Raw genomic sequence first — 17,142 nt, forward strand, 5'->3', positions numbered from 1 at the left:
AAATGAAAAATAATAAATCCATAGCAGTTTTACCTTTCGTTAATTTAAGTAATGATGCAGGTAATGAATATTTTAGTGATGGAATTACCGAAGAAATTATAAACGCTTTAACCAAAATTGAAAAATTAAAAGTTATTGCCAGAACATCTTCATTTGCATTTAAAGGTAAAAATATTGATGTAAGAAAAGTAGGCAAACAATTAGGTGTATCTACTTTATTAGAAGGTAGTGTTAGAAAAGCCAATAACAGAGTTCGTATAACAGCACAGCTTATAGATACTAAAGATGGTAGCCATTATTGGTCTAAAAATTTTGATAAAGAGCTTGTAGATATTTTTAAATTACAAGATGAAATCAGTTTATTAATTGCCAATGAAGTTCGTAATAATTTTGGGCATTTTGATATTCAAGAGCATTTAGTAAAAAAAGTAACAAATAGCGTAGATGCTTACGAACTTTTTTTAAAAGGCCGTTATTCTCAATTACAATGGACTCCTGAATCTATGCGAACTGCAATAGAATTTTACGATAGCGCAATTGCTACTGATGAAAATTATGCAAAAGCCTATTATGCAAATTTGCAATGTTATGGCTTATTAGCTGCTTGGGGTTTTATGCCTTATCAAGAAGGGATAGAAAAAGCGATAGGATATTTTTTAAAAGCCAAAGAAATAGATACAAAATTACCAGAATATCCTCTATCTTTTGTAGGTAGAAGTTTTTGGGGAGAGTGGGATTTTAAATCAGCTTATACTCACATTAAACAGGTCTTAGAAATTAGCCCTAATCATACAGATGGTTTAGAAGCAATGGCTGAATTATTTATTGCCCATGGATTTTTTAAACAAGCTATTGTTTATGCAAAAAGGTTGTTAGAAATAGATCCATTATCTGCCAATAATCTATATACGCTAGCACACATTTATTATTATAAAAAAGATTTTGAAACTGCTTTAAACTATATAAGAAAAGCAATAAGTTTTGGGCCAGATTTAGAACTCGCTAATCATTTACATGTTTTATGTTTAATTTGGCTGAATAGAAAAGAGGAATTTAATGATGCTGTAAAAAATCAGAAAACAATAGATTTATACAATTTATTATATAGTGTAAAGAACGAAGGAATAATAGAAATACCGAATTTTCAAATTGAAGAATGGGTAGATGCAGAGAAAGAAGATACACAGTTAGCACCTATACAATTGTTTATTTTAGCCAATACTAAGCATCAAGAAATTGCTTTTAATTTGCTAAAAAAATACATAAATCAAAGACGAGGTCAGATTATAAACTACAGATTCGATCCTTTATTAGAAAAGTTAAAAGCAAATACAGAATTCAATAATTTACATCATTCAAAACTTTTTATAGAAGATATAACTTTGGATGTAAAAACCAAAAAGAGCTCTAAGATTTTAGTTGATAAAGAAGAACAAGAAACCTTTAAAGAAAAACTTTTAGACTATTTTAAAGAGAACGAACCGTATTTAAATTCGCAATTAAGTTTAAATATTTTAGCAGAAGAAGTTGATATTCATCCAAATAAATTATCTTTTTTAATTAATGAAATAATGGGGATAAACTTTAACGAGTTTATGAATAAATATCGATTAAATCATTTTAAAAGCATTGCATTAAACCCAAAATTTAAACACATTACTATTTTAGGTTTGGCTTACGATAGTGGTTTTAACTCTAAAAGTGTGTTTAACACTTACTTTAAAAAAATAGAAGGCGTTACACCAAGTAAATGGGTAAAATCTCAAAATATCTAATCACAAAAATTACACTTTTTTAAATATTTAGAACACGAAATATAACTAGTTTATGTTTCGTGTTTTTTTATTTGCGCCAAATTGGTATCAAAAAAAATATAAATTTTAAAGATGTTCTGAATTATAATTTCGAACGATTGGCACTAGCATAATTTCCAATTTTGCAGTATCAAATTTAAAATAATTTAAAAATACCATTATGAAAACACTTAACTATTTTATGATAATTCTAGTATTATCAATTACAACTTTAATGATGTCTTGTACAAATGATGACAACATCGAAAATCCATCTTTAGATGGTATTAAAACAAATGCAGATTTAACTGAATATTTAGAAAGTCTAATTGAAACAAAAGGAGTTCCTGGCTTTTCAGTAAATGTAAGTTTAGGCAATAATATTGCTTTTCAAGAATCTTTTGGTTATGCAAATATTGCCAATCAAACACCTTACACCAATCAAACAGTAAACAACTTAGCATCTATAAGTAAAACGTTTTTAGGTGCAGCTACAGCAAAAGCTATTGAGCAAGGGCATTTTACTTTAGAAACTAATATTAATGATTTATTGCCTATTGATATTATCAATCCTAAAAACCCAACTGCGAATATTAAAATTAAGCATTTGGTTACGCATACTTCTGGTATAGTAGATGTTCCAGACACTTACATCAGCAGTAATTATTTTATTTTAATAGATGAAGATGTAAATACAACAATTGGTAATATTTTGGTGAATGAATTGGGCATTCAGCAAATGGAACAGGTAGATTTAGACGAATATTTAGTAGAAATTTTTGATGAAGATGGAGATTTATACAATCTAGATAATTATTTAGATACAGAACCTGGTGAAACTTGGATATATTCTAATGATGCATCTTCTTTATTGGGCTATATTATAGAGTTTGTTTCTGGTGTTTCTTTTGATGAATATGTGGCGAACTATATTTTAAATCCGTTACAAATGAACAATTCTACTTTTAATATAGATCAAGTCGATTTTCAGAATATGGCAACTTTATATTACGATGTAAATACACCTTTTCCTAATTACGCAAATCATGGTTATGTAGAAGGTGGTTTGTATAGTAATAGCAATGATATGAGCAAATATTTATTAGATATGATGCGTGGAGCAAGAGGTGAATCTGCTACTTTATTTTCGAATCAATATTATGATTTATTATTTTCTGAACAATTACAAGCCGGAATTGTACCAATAGAATTTGCAGAAAATCACGGTTTATTTTGGTATATGAATAATGATTATGTAATGCATGGAGGTAATAGTTTGGGTATTTCATCTCAAATACAATTAAAAAAAGATGGCTCTGCAGGTTTCTTTATCATTTCTAATATGGATGGAACTTTTACAGGTAATTCAGAAAAATGGGAAGAAGTTAAAACACTTGTTACCAATGCAATTGAAGAATATATTTCTAATAATTAATAGAAACAAGTCGATGTTAATTGTTTCTATTTAATAGCAAACCAACCCCATTTTATAAAAGCTCTTAAGCATTCTGAAAAAAAATATTTAAATAAACATTACAATGAAAAAAATCTTAATCATTAGCATAGCGTTTTGCGCAATAAATGTATTTGCTCAAAATAATAAAGAAATATTTGTTAACGATAGTATAGAACACAAGTACAGAATCAGTTTTCCTGCAATAATCTTAGGAAATATTGGAGATGGAGGCAAAAGAACGAATACCCAACACTTTGAGCTTCACATAAAGCGCCAATTGGATGCTAAGAATATAGTTGGAATAAAACTAGCCACGTGGAGATTATTTCAACCTATGGGAATCCAATGGTGGGATGGACTTTTAGATAAATTAGATTCAGAAAGCGAATTTTATCCTGGTTATTTGCGAGAAACAGGTATAGGTGTTTCTTATCAGCGTATGTTATGGAAAGGATTGTTTGCTTCGGTTGAAGTTTTACCACAATACAAAACGTACCTAGACTTAGATCATAATAAAATAGCAAATGGATTTAAGCTTTACACCTCATATCATGTGGGTTATCACTTTGCTTTTGGTAAAAAGAAAAGATTCTTTATAGAACCTCAAATTCATTGTCAAAATTGGGTGTTTGATACTAATACACCTGCAGAATTTAAGGCAATAGATAATCAGTGGAAATCCCATTTCCTTTTTGAACCTAATATTTATGTGGGATTTAAATTTTAAGGTTTCGGGGCATTTAAAACTTTATAAACATAATTATAAAATGAAAAAAAATAATTCACAAACCGTTTTACTTGCAGGAGCTACTGGCTATTTAGGTAGTTTTATTACTAAAGCTTTAGTTCAAGGACAATACAAAATTAAATTAATTGCAAGATCTCCTGAAAGACTTGAATCTCTTGAAAGTGAAACGGTTAAAATTATAAAAGCTGAAGTTACTAAACCTAAATCTCTGAAAGGGATTTGTGAAGGTGTAACTACGGTTATTTCAACTGTTGGTATTACAAGGCAAAAAGATGGCTTAACCTATATGGATGTCGATTATCAAGCCAATCTCAATTTGTTAAACGAGGCCAAAAAAGCAGGAGTTAAGAAGTTTATTTACGTATCTGCAATTAATGGCGATAAGTATAGACATCTAAAAATATTTGAAGCTAAAGAAAAGTTTGTTTCAGAATTAAAAGCATCAGGAATCCATTATACAATTGTAAGACCAAATGGTTTCTTTTCTGATATGAAAGACTTTTTACAAATGGCTAAATCTGGAAGGGTTTATTTATTTGGTGATGGAAATCAGAAATTTAACCCTATTGCTGGTGAAGATTTAGCCAATTTTATTTATGAGTTATTAGATACAAATGTTAAAGAAGTTTCTGTTGGTGGTCCAGATATTCTAAGTTTAAATGACATCAGCAAAATGGCTTTACAGACCTTAAATAAACCTGTAAAAATTACTCGTTTACCAGACGGATTTAGAAAATTTATTATCTGGAGTTTAAGAAAATTTACCAATGTAAAAACTTATGGACCAATAGAGTTTTTCTTAACACTTATGGCAAAAGATAATATTGCACCAAAATATGGTAAGCATAGATTAATCAATTTTTATCAACAAAATTCATAATTCTTAAAACCAAAAATATCAATTTAAATTAGAGTATAAATAAGTACTGAAATATAAATCAGAACGATTCACGCTCAAATCAACTGCATCTTTGCAACATAAAATTTAATATAAACAAACAAATAAAAATGAAAACAAAAATTACAAGTAAAAAAATGATGAACAAATTAACGTTAATTGCATTCGTTTTAATTTCTTTTTTATCACTAGAGCAAAATGCACAAGACATACCAAATAGAGAAAAATTTATTTTCGAATTCGGAATTGGAGGAGGAGTAATTAGCTTAGAAAATAGCGAAGGCACTCAAACTTTTGATAAATCTCAAGGAACTTCGATTTTTCCAGATTTAAAAGTAGGATATATGGTAAAAGAAAATTTAGCAATTACAGCTTCTTTACCTGGTAACATTTATAGTTTTGAAGGAAATGACAGACATTTTGGTGGAATTTTACCTGGTGTACAATATTGGGTTTCTAACAAATGGTGGGTAAATGGTAGTGTTGGTTTGGCAATAGATTCACCTGCTTTGTATGATGTTAATGATGCAAATGATAACTGGGACTTTGGTAAAATGGTATCATTTGGTGTTGGTTATGAATTTTATCAAAAAGAAAACTTTGCAATAAATATTCAAAGTAAAGTATTAATGGGTAGAGTTAATTTAGATAATAATCAGCATAGAGATGCAGCATCATTTGGGGTAAGTGTAGGGTTTAACTGGTTTTAAGAACAGTATGAAATCCAAAATTAAAAATACAGACAAAGCACAGATTTTAAATTTATATTATCAAAAATTAGATAATTTAGGTTTAGAGTTTGAACTACAAACTGTTGAAACAACTTTTGGAGATACAAATGTTATTATTTTAGAAAACAATAAAAAACCACAATTAATCTTGGTGCACGGCTTTTTGGGTTGTGCTCCTTTTGCCGTAGAAACCTTAAAAGGTTTAGAAAAACATTTTAAAATTTATGCTATAGATGTTTTAGGTGAACCTAATTTAAGTGATACCTATTATTTAAATCCAGAAGAAAAAGATCATAGCAAATGGTTTTATGAAGTCATTTCTCGTTTGCAAGTGTATAATGCTTATTTAGTAGGTATTTCTTTGGGTGGTTTTATTGGTTTAAAAGGTTTAATATCAAATTCTAAAAGGTTTAAAAAAGCATTTTTTATAAATCCGACAGGTGTTGTAAAATGGAATTTTTTTAAGACAGCTACACACGTTTTATTACCTTCTATATTATATAAAAAGTTCTATGATCAGAAATATTTATTAAAAATTTACAATAATCTATATCCAAAAAAGGATGTTTTATTGTTAACGTTTTTATCTGAAAAAATAAAAATAACAGATATTGATGCTTATAATTTTCCATTAATTTCTGAAAATGAGGCTAAGTCAATTCAAACACCATTTTACATAATTGCATCAGAAGATGGCGTAATTTATAAAGGTGAAGCATTAATAAAAAAGGCGAAAAAAGTGTATCATTCTTTGCAAGAATTAGTCTTTTTAAAAAATGCCAAACATAATTTGTCTAAAAAAGAGTGTAAAATCGTAATTAATTATATTTTAGAGAACACAAATACTGAAAGATGAAGACCTTAACATTATTTTTAGCGATTTTATTAAATTCAGTTTTACTAATTGCACAAGAAAATCTTGAAGTAAAAGTTAGATATCTTTTTTATAAAGAATTAGCCAAAAATAAAATTCATAATGCTTTTTTAAATGTGCATTCTACATCTAAAAATATAAATATTGATTTGGCAAAAGGCAATTTTGTAAACGGAGATTCAGTATCAAAAAAGAATCCTTTTTATACAGCGAGTATTGGTAAAACATTTACAGCAACCAGTATTGCAATTTTAAAGGATAAAAACAAATTATCGTTTAAAGACAAAATAAGTAAATTTCTTTCTGCGGATGTTTTAAGCCAATTACACATTTTAAATGGGATTGATTATTCTAATGAAATTACCATCGAAAATCTTTTGCAACACACTTCTGGTTTGCCAGATTATTTTGAAGATGAAACAATTGATGGTTCACCTAATGTAATCAACCAGCTTTTTTTACAGCCAGATAAAATCTGGACGCCAATAGAATGTATTCAGTTTACAAAGCAAAAAATGAAACCACTATTTGCACCTGGTAAAGGCTATCATTATACAGATACAGAATATGTGCTTTTAGGTTTAATAATTGAAAAAGTAAGCGGAATGGAGTTCCATAATTTTATCAAAGAGAATATTTTTAAGCCTTTACAAATGGATCAATCTTATTTTAATTTAAGATCAGAGCCAATAAAAAGCACCAATAAAATGGCTGAGATTTATGTGGGTGGTACAGAGATTTCAAGTTTTAAAAGTTTATCTGCAGATTGGGCTGGAGGAGGAATTGTTTCTACAACTTCAGATTTAATTAGTTTTCAAAAAGCACTTTTCAATAACAAAATTTTAGAACCAGAAACTTTAAAAGCGATGCAAAACTGGATACCAGAAACCATGGGAATGTATTATGGTTTTGGTTTAAGAAAAATTGTTTTGAACGAATTAAGTCCGCAATTACCAAAACTAGAATTAATAGGGCATTCAGGTAGTACAGGTTCTTTTTTATATTACTGTCCTGATTTAGATGTTTATGTATCAGGTACTTTAAATCAAGTAGAAGCAGTGCAGAATTCAATTTTGTTAATAGCAAACCTTTTAGTAGAAATTGATAAATAAGTAAATTACATATTAAATTCTGCATAGAATTATAAATTTATTACTAATGAAAAACCACAAAACCACTAAGATTTATTTTTTGATATTTTTCACTATCATTTTTCAGGTCATAAATGCTCAAAAAACAAATTGGCAAACAGATTTAGAAACATACAGTACTCAGTTAGAAGCAAAACATATCGATTTATATAACAAAATTAGTAAACAAGATTTTCAAAAATCGGTAGAAAGAATTCAAAATATTGCGAAATCTGAAGATGATCTTAAGACAATTATTGAATTAATGAAATTAACAAAAAAAATAGGAGATGGGCACACAGCAGTTTCGTTAAGAAATTTAAATGTTCATCAATTTCCTTTTGATGTTCAACTAATAGAAAATCAATGGCGAGTTGTAAAAACAATTTCATCCGAAGAAAATATTTTAAAAACGTCTTTGATTAAAGTTGATGGGGTTCCGATTTCAGAAGTAGTTTCTAAAGTTTCAGAAGTAGTACAATTTGTAGAAAATGAACACTCAAAAATTGTAAGAACTGCTAGTAATTTAACCATAAGTGAATTGTTATATCATTTAAACATCATTAAAAATAAAAAAACAGCACTTTTTACTTTTTTAGATGATTATAATAACGAAATTGAAGTTGAGTTCACTGCATTAAAAAACACTGAATTAAAACAGCTAGATTATGCAACATTCGAAGTTGGTGTGCCAGAAATAACAAAGCCTAAAAATACAAAATTCGATTTTTTGTGGTTTGCTCCCATCAAAAATAAAAATGCGATTTATGTAAATTTTAAAAGCTATCCTAGCTTTGATGAAATGCAGGTTTTTGGAGAAAATTTAGTGAAATATATAACTGAAAATAATACCAAAAATATTGTAATTGATTTACGTAAAAATGGAGGAGGTGATTTGTATGTTGGTGTGGTTTTAGCTTACGCTTTAAATTTAGCAGATACTATCGATTGGAAAAATGGAGTTTATGTATTAACTTCTAATATAACATTTTCTGCTGGTACAAGTAATGCAGCTTTATTTAAACAACTTTTAAATGCCAAAATTGTTGGGCAACCTACAGGTTCTAATCCCACAGGTTACCAAGATATGGATCAGTTTCAATTGCCAAATTCTAAGTTGGTTATTACTTACTCTAAAAGAAGATTTAGGTTATCAGAAAAAATAACACAAGGTATTCAGCCAGATATTTTATTGTATCCTAAATGGGGTAATTATACTTTGGGTAAGGATGATGTACTTTCTTTTGTTATCGAAAATTTTACCTTCTTTTAAATGAAGTTGTATTAATTAAAAACTCGAAATACGTACCAAACTAAAAAGATTTTATTATGATAGAAAATTATATTCTAAAAAATACAATTCAGTATCAAATAATTACAGTTTAGTATGTATTAATTTTAGAACTTATCGTTTTTTATAAACTTTGTAAAAATTAAGCGAAGTTATATATCTAAATTAATCCAACTAAAAATGACTACAAAGAATCGCATAAAGCAAATAGCTCGTATTTTATTTATTTTAGTTTCTATTTCATCACTTTTTTTTGTGCCTTGGATAATTGTAAAAGCTTGGATTATACCTTTACCAAACTCAATGCAAGAACAAGTAGAAGCAGTCACAAATTATGGTTTTGATGGAATGATTGTTTATGTTGATAAAGAAGGGACTCTACCAAAAACATACACAGCAGGTTGGCACGATAAACATAATAAAATTGCAGCAAAACCTGATGCTTTATTTAAGATAGCAAGTATAAGTAAGTTGTACAATGCAGTTGCAATTACCAAATTAGCAAGTAGCAAACAACTGTCTTTAGATGCTAGTTTGGCTAGTTTTTTCCTGAATTAAAAGATAGAATAGAATATGCAGACCAGATTACCTTAAGGATGTTGGTAGCACATAGAAGTGGAATACCTAGTTTTACAAACACACCTAATTTTTGGAATAGAACCGATTTAAATAGAGAAAAATGTTTGGAATTAATTTTAGATCAGCCTGCAAATTTTAAACCAGATGAAGATTATGAGTATTCCAATACCAATTATTTATTAATTAATAACATCATTAGAAAAATAACAAATTCTAAGCATGAATTCGATTATTTTAAAGAAGTAATTTTAGATCCCTTAAAACTTAAAAACACCTATAAATCTATCAATGATATTAATATGGATGATTTAATGAGTGGTTATTATGTTGGGGTAGAAGAAGATATTAAAACTGTAAATTATGATTGTATGATTGCTACAGCACAAGATGTTGGTATTTTTTTAAGAGCTTTAAATAACGGAACTTTATTTACAGAAATTGAGAAAGAAATTTACGATGGTTTGTATGAATATGAACATGGAGGATTAATTCCAGGTTATCAAAGTTTGGCAAAATATCATAAAGAATCAGATGCTGTAATTATTCAATTTATGAATACTACAAAGTTTGATGGTTATGAATATAATTTAATGCAAATTTTTCATAACAGAATGGCAAAAATTGTAGATAAAAACTAGTTAATGAAAAATTTATGCAAATTTTGCATTTAATCTATTTTTTAAATAAGTAGTATTTTTAAGACCTACTTTTCTTGCAGTTTCTTTAAGGCTAATTCTAGGGTTTTGAGAAATTATTTCTTGAGCAACATTTAACCTACATTCAATTAAAAGTTGATTTGGAGTTTGTCCAAAAATTGCTTTGGTTCTTCTTGTTAAGGTTTTTGTAGAAATTTCGAACTTTTCTGCCATAGACTCAACAGAAAAATTAAAGTTGTCTACATTATCATAAAGCAATTTTTCTAGGGTAGATTTAAAACCTTCGTATTGATCCTTAATTTTTATATCAAGATTGTTTTTAGAAGATAATACTGTTTTATGATAAACAATGGCCCTTTCTATTATGCTAATTAACTCTTCTTTAAAAAAGGGTTTGTAGAGGTAATTATCTATACCCAATCTTAACATTCGTTTCTTTTTATCTAAAGATTTTACAGCTGTAATAATTATGATAGGAAATTCATAATGATTTTTTTTGATAGTAGAAACCAAATCAAAACCATCCATTTCTGGCATATTATAATCTGTAATTAATAAATCAATCTGTTCTTTCTCTATAATTGATAAAGCTTCTTTAGCACTTTCTGCTTCTATAATCGTATAGTTATTTAAAATACTAGAAACATATACTCTAGAATTTTTAGAATCGTCTACAAGTAAAATTTTAATTTTCATACATATCAATAATAAGATTTTAATGGAAATATTTATCTTATTAATTGGTGAAATTAACTTATTTGTCTCAAATAGATATTTTTGTGTCGTTATTAGTTAACTCCTTAACAGGAAAAGTAATAGTTATTTGCCAATTTTAAAATTATAATTAGATATAAAAAATGTAGAAAATGAAATTTATGGTTGATTTATTTTTAAATTATAAACTATTCTGATTTTTATTGTTGTTAATCTATGATTTAGATAAAAGTTGATTTTTTTTGTATTAAAATTATTTTCTACTATAAAATCTGTCATTTAAGGAAACTTAGTAAGAAAATGTGATTTCTTGTCTATAATGGTTGTTTTTTGTCGATAATAGTTCTATAAAGTTGTTGATATTCATTGAGTTGTATCTTATTTTTGTTGTATAAATACGCTTTGGGGGAAGTGTATTTAATAAAAGAGCCAACTTTAATGTCGGTTCTTTTTTTTGTGATAAATGATGAATATCGAATATATTATTTTGTATTCTTTTTTAAAATGTCTGAAATTGATACTATTATGGCTGTTATGGTTACCCTAATAGTGTAATTTTTTTTTTAAAATATTATCTTTACAGTGAATCTTTTTAAGGGGAAGATTGTTATGAAAAAGAATCTACGTTTTTATGTCGGTTCTTTTTTTTTTGTGTTGAAAAATTCATAATCTTTTTCTAAGTTTCTTAAAATATATCTTCTTTTTGTCTTGAATCGATATTATTTTGTCTGTTATGGTCGTTTTTTTACCTTTGAAATAAATGGAGATAAACTTATATTTGCAGAGCAGACTTTGGGGGAAGACTGTACAAAAAAAGGAGTCAATGTTTTTATGTTGATTCTTTTTTTTTGGTCAAATTTTCATCAGTAGATCTTTACTTTTTTTCAATACTACTCTAGCTCATACCTAAAAGTTTACGTCAATAGTTTTTAAGTTTATATCATTTTCAATTTAAAAAAACTGTTATATTTATTGTCCGTAATTATTAAAAATAGTGCCCTAATTGGTTGTTCTAAAAAACTTATCTTTATATTAAATAAATTGTAATTGATGAAAGAAGAATCCCATAATAGTATAAATGATAATTTAGAAGTAGTAAACAATTCTTTTATTGTAGGTATAGGAACATCCGCAGGTGGTTTACAAGCTTTAAAAACTTTTTTCGATAATTTACCCGAAGATTTTAATCATGCAATTGTTATAGTACAACATCTTTCGCCAGATTACGAAAGTTTAATGGCAGAGTTACTTTCTAAAAACACAACTTTACCCATACATGAAGTAAAAGAAGGAGTGGTAATTAAACCAGGTAATGTATATTTAATTCCACCTAAAAAAAATATGACCATTAGCAACTCTGTTTTATATTTAACAGATAAGCCAAAAAGGTTCAATTTAAATTTTCCTATAGATATCTTTTTTAAATCTTTAGCAGAAGATCAGAAAGAAAATTCAATTGCTATCGTATTATCTGGAACTGGTTCTGATGGTACAAGAGGTATAAGAGCCATAAAAGAAATGGGAGGTATGATTATGGTTCAAAAACCATATGATGCTAAATTTGATGGTATGCCAAATAGTGCTATTGCAACAGGCTTAGTAGATTATATTTTACCAGTTTCAGATATATCTGCAGAGTTAGATAATTTTATCAAACACCCAAAACCATTTAACACATTTGTAGAAAACGATAATTTTTTGTTTAATAAAGACTTTAATCAATTAATATCTTTAGTACATAAGAAAACTAATATCGATTTTTCTGATTATAAGTTGCCAACTTTAGTTAGGCGAGTTGTAAGAAGAATGAGTGTAAACAAGGCAAATACCATTAGAGATTATTTAAATTTTTCTTTAGGTAATGAAGATGAGCTTGAAATTTTATATAAAGAATTTTTAATTGGTGTAACTCGATTTTTTAGAGATAGAGATGCTTTTGAATATATAGAGAAAAAGATAATACCAGAGTTATTTAAAAACAAAACACAGTTCGATAAAATTAAAATTTGGTCTGTAGGTTGTTCTTCTGGAGAGGAAGCTTATAGTATTGCTATTCTTCTAAAAGAATATATGGAGGAGAATAATTTAGAATTAAATGTTAAGATTTTTGCAACAGACTTAGATAAACAAGTTATTAAGAAAGCTTATTTAGGTGCTTATGCAGAAAGTATTGTTGCAGATGTTTCTTTACATTATTTAAATAAATATTTTGTTAAGAAGGGAGATTTATATCACGTGATTCCAGAAATTAGGAAAATGATAATTTTCTCGCAGCATAATGTTGCTCAAGATCCTCCTTTTACAAAAATGGATTTAATAACCTGTAGAAACTTACTAATCTATTTACAACCAAATTTACAGAAAAAAATATTAGGTAGTTTCCATTACTCTTTAAAACCCAATAGATTTTTATTTTTAGGGCCAAGTGAGGCAATAGGTAACTTTTCTTCTTCTTTAAAAGTGTTATCTAGAAAATGGAGAATATACGAAAATGTAATTCCTACCAAAACTATGAATTTAGATTATTTTTCGAATAATTTAACAAATAAAGGATATCCATTACAACAAAAAGTGAATACAAAGTCAATTATAGATAGGCAGCTAGCAGAAACTTTATCGCATACGCTTTTAGAAGAAACTGGTGCAGCAAGTGCTTATGTAGATAAAGATTTTGAATTACTTAGTGCAGATGGAGAATTTAATAAGTTTTTTAAGTTTCCAGAAAAAAAGCTAAGATCTTTTAACATTTTTAAAATATTACCACAGCCAATTTCTCTAGCATTAAGCACTGCTTTAAGAAAGGCAGAAAAAGAATCTAAAAAGGTTATTTATAAAGATATTGCTGTAAATATAAATAACATTTTACAACATATAACCTTAATTGTAAAGCCTGTTAAAACCTCGCCTACAAGTTTAGAACTAATTTATTTAATCATTTTTTTATCAGAAGTAAATGAAAATAAATTTAAAACTTTAAATGATGATAAAACCTTATTAGAAAAAGGAAAGATATTAAGAAGCTCAGATAATGATAGATTAGCTTTATTAGAGCAAGAATTATTAGATACCAAAGCCAATTTACAGGCTATGGTAGAAGAAATTGAAACTTCTAATGAAGAGTTGCAGAGTACCAATGAAGAGCTGCAAAGTGTAAATGAAGAGCTACATACTGTAAACGCAGAATATCAAGAAAAAATAGAAGAGATTGCTACTATAAATTCTGATTTAGAAAATTTAATTACAAGTACAGATATTGGTACTATTTTTTTAGATGAAAAATTAAACATTAGACGATTTACACCAGCAGTAAAAAAATTCTTTAATATTATCGATAATGATTTAGGAAGACCTATTTCTCACTTTAATTTAAGTTTTGGTAATATCGATAGAAATGTTTTTATAGATAATTTAAATGATGTATTAACTTTAGGTAAATCATTTCAAAGAGAAATTGTTTATAAAGATAAATGGTATTTAAAACGAACCAATCCATTTTTAAATGCTTTAAATCAAATTAAAGGAGCTGTTGTTTCTTTTGTAGACAATACAGAACAAAAGAATTTAGGTAATGAAGTAGCAAGTAAAAATTATTTTCTTGAAAAAATAATAAATGTTACTCCTAATATCATTTATATATTTAATTCTGAAACTCTTTCAAATGAATTTGCGAATGTACAATTAACAAATTATTTAGGTTATTCTGTAGAAGAAGTACAAGCATTAGGAGATAAAGTTTTTCCAACCATATTGCATCCAGAAGATTTAGAACTGGTAAAAAAACACCAAAAAAACTTAAAACACTCTAAAGAAGGAGAAATAATTGAACTCACTTATAGGTGTTTTGATAAAGAAGGTAATTTAAAATGGTTTTTATCTAGAGATACTCTTTTTGAGAAAAACGAAAAAACTGGCGGAATAAAAATAATAGGAGTTGCTATAGATGTTACAGATCTAAAACAAGCTCAAGAAACGCTTAAAACTGCAAATCAAAGTTTAGAAGATGAAGTTAGTTTAAGAACAGAAAAACTTAGAATAACGGAAGATAAATACCATACGCTTTACGATAACGCTCCAGATATGTTTGTATCTGTAAATACAGACAGTAATATTATAGAGTGTAACCAAACCTTAGTAAACAAAACTGGTTTTACCAGAAAAGAAATTTTAGGAATGTCTATATTAGATATTTATCATGAAGATTGTAAACAAGATGCAAAAGAAGCTTTCGATAAATTTATGAATACTGGTAAAGTAACTAATAAAGAATTAAAAATTAGAAAGAAAGATGGTGGGCAAATAGATGTAAATTTAAATGTTGCGTCTATTAAAGATGATGAAGGTAATATTAAGTATAGTTCTTCTTCTTGGAGAGATATTACTGAGTATAAAAATATTATGTCTGAACTAGAAGAATTAACATATGTAAGTACTCATGACATAAAAGCACCTATTAACAATATAAGTTCTTTTATTAGTCTGTTAAAAGAAGATGATTCTATAAAAGATGAAAATTCTTTAGAAGCAATACATTGGATAGAAAGTAACGTAAACAACGCAAACAATACTTTAAAAAACTTAATTTCTGTTGCAAAAGCAAGAACATTAGTTTTAGATAAAATAGAAGATATTTCATTAGAAAAATCTTTTAAAGAGGTAATGTATTTACTAGAGAGTTTAATCGAAAAAAGCAAAGTAAAAGTAACTTATGATTTTTCTGAATGCGATAGCATTAAGTTTTCTGAAGTGCATCTTAAAAGTATGTTGCAGAATTTGTTAAATAATGCCATAAAATATCAATCAGAAGAAAGAGATTTAGAGGTTAATATTAGATCTTTTAAAAAGGAAGGTTACGATTGTATTTCTGTTGCAGATAATGGTATTGGTATTAATTTAGAAGAACATAAAGATTTAGTTTTTGGTTTATTTAAAAGAGCAAGTGATGTTAAAGAAGGCAGTGGGTTGGCTTTGTATTTAATTAAAAAAATATTAGATAAAACCGGAGGAGAAATATCTGTTGAAAGTGAATTAGATAAAGGTGCTACGTTTACACTTTGTTTTAAACAAAATAATTAAAATTATTGATATGAAATATAAATATAATGTAATGTTAATAGATGATGATTTTTCAACAAGTAGATTTCATCAAATTATTTTAGAAAGATTAAATACTACAGAAAATATTATATTTAAAAGAAACGGCCAAGATGCTTTAGATTATTTTAAACGCGAAGGTATCTATGCAGAAAGTGAAGAAGGTTTAATAGATCCTGATATTGTTTTGGTCGATTTAAATATGCCTGTTATGAATGGTTTTCGATTTATTGAATTGTTTACCAAAACTGAAATCTTTAAAAATAAGAGTCCTAAAATTATTGTGCTGTCTACATCTTTAATACCAGAAGAAAAAGAAAAAATTGAAGCAAATAATGATATTTATTTATTCTTAAATAAGCCATTAACCAAAGAAAAGGTAACAGAACTAATGTCAGATATTTAAGGTATTGTTATGCTTTTGGTAAAGTAAAAAAGAAAGTAGAACCTTTATTAATGGTAGATTCTAACCAGATTTTACCCTTGTATAATTCTATAATTTTTTTGCAATCTGCTAATCCAATTCCAACACCTTCGTATTTTTCATCTCGATTTATGGTATAAAAAATATCAAAGATATTTTTAAAATGTACTTCTTCAATTCCAATGCCTTTATCAGAAATGCTGTACACATAATTTTCATCTTTAATTTCTGATTTTATTGTAATTTCTGGAGTTTCATTTTCTTTCGAAAACTTCAATGCATTCTCTATTAAATGTAAAAAAAGTAAATGAATATCATTCTTATAGCAATAAAGTTGATGTTCTTTTAGGTTGATGTTAATTGTAGCATTACTTTCTTCTATTTTATCAGAAAGTACTTCTTTTACAGATTCAATAACATCAGCAATAACAATGTATTCATCTTTAGGATTATTACCAATTAAAGAATATTCTAAAAGCGATGTTATAAAACTTTTCATCTTAAAAGAAGATTTTTTAATAACAGTTAAGCATAAATTACCTAAATCATCTAGGTTTTTTCTACTATCTTCTAAAATACTTAAATAAGAAATAATGTTATTTATGGGCTGTTGTAAATCATGAGTAGCCAAATAAGAAAATTGTTTTAAATCTTTGTTTTGTCGATTTAAAGCAAAGTTTTCTTCTTTTAGCTTTTTATTGGCTAAAAGTAAATCTTCAATTTCCTTTATTTGATCTGTTTTCAACGGATAAATTTT

General features: G+C 27.1%; 14 protein-coding genes. 12 read left to right on the plus strand and 2 right to left on the minus strand.

Features of this window, described 5'->3' with window-relative positions; translation table 11 throughout:
- The first annotated feature begins 2 nt into the window (after positions 1–2).
- From BW723_RS10440 to BW723_RS18105, 10 genes are all read left to right on the plus strand, one after another.
- On the plus strand, positions 3–1,775 hold the full coding sequence (locus BW723_RS10440; RefSeq protein WP_068365309.1) for a helix-turn-helix domain-containing protein: 1,773 nt from the start codon (positions 3–5) through the stop codon (positions 1,773–1,775).
- A gap of 199 nt (positions 1,776–1,974) precedes the next feature.
- Positions 1,975–3,228, plus strand: coding sequence for a serine hydrolase domain-containing protein (locus BW723_RS10445; RefSeq protein WP_068365306.1), 1,254 nt, complete (start codon positions 1,975–1,977; stop codon positions 3,226–3,228).
- Between the two features lie 103 nt (positions 3,229–3,331).
- Positions 3,332–3,976 carry a hypothetical protein gene (locus tag BW723_RS10450; RefSeq protein WP_068365303.1) on the plus strand — a complete coding sequence of 215 codons (645 nt, stop codon included), beginning with the start codon at positions 3,332–3,334 and terminating at the stop codon, positions 3,974–3,976.
- 40 nt (positions 3,977–4,016) lie between these two features.
- The gene (locus BW723_RS10455) at positions 4,017–4,877 is read left to right on the plus strand and encodes an SDR family oxidoreductase (RefSeq protein ID WP_068365393.1); all 861 of its coding nucleotides are present in this window, start codon (positions 4,017–4,019) and stop codon (positions 4,875–4,877) included.
- A 128-nt stretch (positions 4,878–5,005) separates the two neighbouring features.
- Positions 5,006–5,605, plus strand: coding sequence for a hypothetical protein (locus tag BW723_RS10460; RefSeq protein ID WP_068365300.1), 600 nt, complete (start codon positions 5,006–5,008; stop codon positions 5,603–5,605).
- Between the two features lie 7 nt (positions 5,606–5,612).
- Positions 5,613–6,482 carry an alpha/beta fold hydrolase gene (locus BW723_RS10465; protein WP_068365297.1) on the plus strand — a complete coding sequence of 290 codons (870 nt, stop codon included), beginning with the start codon at positions 5,613–5,615 and terminating at the stop codon, positions 6,480–6,482.
- Entirely contained in the window at positions 6,479–7,612 is a 1,134-nt protein-coding gene (locus BW723_RS10470) for a serine hydrolase domain-containing protein (protein ID WP_068365294.1), read from the plus strand. Before BW723_RS10465 ends, BW723_RS10470 begins: the two co-directional genes overlap by 4 nt.
- Positions 7,613–7,658: 46 nt before the next feature.
- Positions 7,659–8,903: a S41 family peptidase gene (locus BW723_RS10475; RefSeq protein ID WP_068365292.1), complete on the plus strand. Its 1,245-nt coding sequence runs from the start codon at positions 7,659–7,661 to the stop codon at positions 8,901–8,903.
- A gap of 198 nt (positions 8,904–9,101) precedes the next feature.
- Positions 9,102–9,479, plus strand: a complete 378-nt coding sequence (locus BW723_RS18100) for a serine hydrolase (RefSeq protein ID WP_317197685.1) — start codon at positions 9,102–9,104, stop codon at positions 9,477–9,479.
- Between the two features lie 38 nt (positions 9,480–9,517).
- Positions 9,518–10,138 (plus strand): serine hydrolase domain-containing protein, encoded by a 621-nt coding sequence (locus BW723_RS18105; protein WP_317197686.1) that lies wholly within the window; start codon positions 9,518–9,520, stop codon positions 10,136–10,138.
- Positions 10,139–10,150: 12 nt separating this feature from the next.
- Here BW723_RS18105 and BW723_RS10485 read toward each other — a convergent pair whose 3' ends face one another.
- The gene (locus tag BW723_RS10485) at positions 10,151–10,852 is read right to left on the minus strand and encodes a response regulator (protein ID WP_068365288.1); all 702 of its coding nucleotides are present in this window, start codon (positions 10,850–10,852) and stop codon (positions 10,151–10,153) included.
- A gap of 1,068 nt (positions 10,853–11,920) precedes the next feature.
- Between BW723_RS10485 and BW723_RS10490 the strand changes: the two genes are divergently transcribed.
- Both BW723_RS10490 and BW723_RS10495 read left to right on the plus strand, forming a co-directional pair.
- Positions 11,921–15,943: a chemotaxis protein CheB gene (locus tag BW723_RS10490; protein ID WP_068365285.1), complete on the plus strand. Its 4,023-nt coding sequence runs from the start codon at positions 11,921–11,923 to the stop codon at positions 15,941–15,943.
- Between the two features lie 10 nt (positions 15,944–15,953).
- A complete protein-coding gene (locus tag BW723_RS10495) occupies positions 15,954–16,367 on the plus strand; it encodes a response regulator (protein WP_139059151.1) in 414 nt (137 codons plus the stop codon).
- Between the two features lie 7 nt (positions 16,368–16,374).
- Here the strand turns inward: BW723_RS10495 and BW723_RS10500 are convergent, their stop codons facing one another.
- On the minus strand, positions 16,375–17,130 hold the full coding sequence (locus BW723_RS10500) for a sensor histidine kinase (RefSeq protein ID WP_068365279.1): 756 nt from the start codon (positions 17,128–17,130) through the stop codon (positions 16,375–16,377).
- Between the last annotated feature and the right edge of the window lie 12 nt (positions 17,131–17,142).

Source organism: Polaribacter reichenbachii, from assembly GCF_001975665.1.
In the GTDB taxonomy this organism is placed as follows: Bacteria; Bacteroidota; Bacteroidia; order Flavobacteriales; family Flavobacteriaceae; genus Polaribacter; species Polaribacter reichenbachii.

Coding starts and splice junctions, on each gene's coding strand:
- BW723_RS10440 (WP_068365309.1), top strand. CDS start 3: ATGAAAAATAATAAATCCATAGCAGTTTTACCTTTCGTTAATTTAAGT.
- BW723_RS10445 (WP_068365306.1), top strand. CDS start 1,975: ATGAAAACACTTAACTATTTTATGATAATTCTAGTATTATCAATTACA.
- BW723_RS10450 (WP_068365303.1), top strand. CDS start 3,332: ATGAAAAAAATCTTAATCATTAGCATAGCGTTTTGCGCAATAAATGTA.
- BW723_RS10455 (WP_068365393.1), top strand. CDS start 4,017: ATGAAAAAAAATAATTCACAAACCGTTTTACTTGCAGGAGCTACTGGC.
- BW723_RS10460 (WP_068365300.1), top strand. CDS start 5,006: ATGAAAACAAAAATTACAAGTAAAAAAATGATGAACAAATTAACGTTA.
- BW723_RS10465 (WP_068365297.1), top strand. CDS start 5,613: ATGAAATCCAAAATTAAAAATACAGACAAAGCACAGATTTTAAATTTA.
- BW723_RS10470 (WP_068365294.1), top strand. CDS start 6,479: ATGAAGACCTTAACATTATTTTTAGCGATTTTATTAAATTCAGTTTTA.
- BW723_RS10475 (WP_068365292.1), top strand. CDS start 7,659: ATGAAAAACCACAAAACCACTAAGATTTATTTTTTGATATTTTTCACT.
- BW723_RS18100 (WP_317197685.1), top strand. CDS start 9,102: ATGACTACAAAGAATCGCATAAAGCAAATAGCTCGTATTTTATTTATT.
- BW723_RS18105 (WP_317197686.1), top strand. CDS start 9,518: ATGTTGGTAGCACATAGAAGTGGAATACCTAGTTTTACAAACACACCT.
- BW723_RS10485 (WP_068365288.1), bottom strand. CDS start 10,852: ATGAAAATTAAAATTTTACTTGTAGACGATTCTAAAAATTCTAGAGTA.
- BW723_RS10490 (WP_068365285.1), top strand. CDS start 11,921: ATGAAAGAAGAATCCCATAATAGTATAAATGATAATTTAGAAGTAGTA.
- BW723_RS10495 (WP_139059151.1), top strand. CDS start 15,954: ATGAAATATAAATATAATGTAATGTTAATAGATGATGATTTTTCAACA.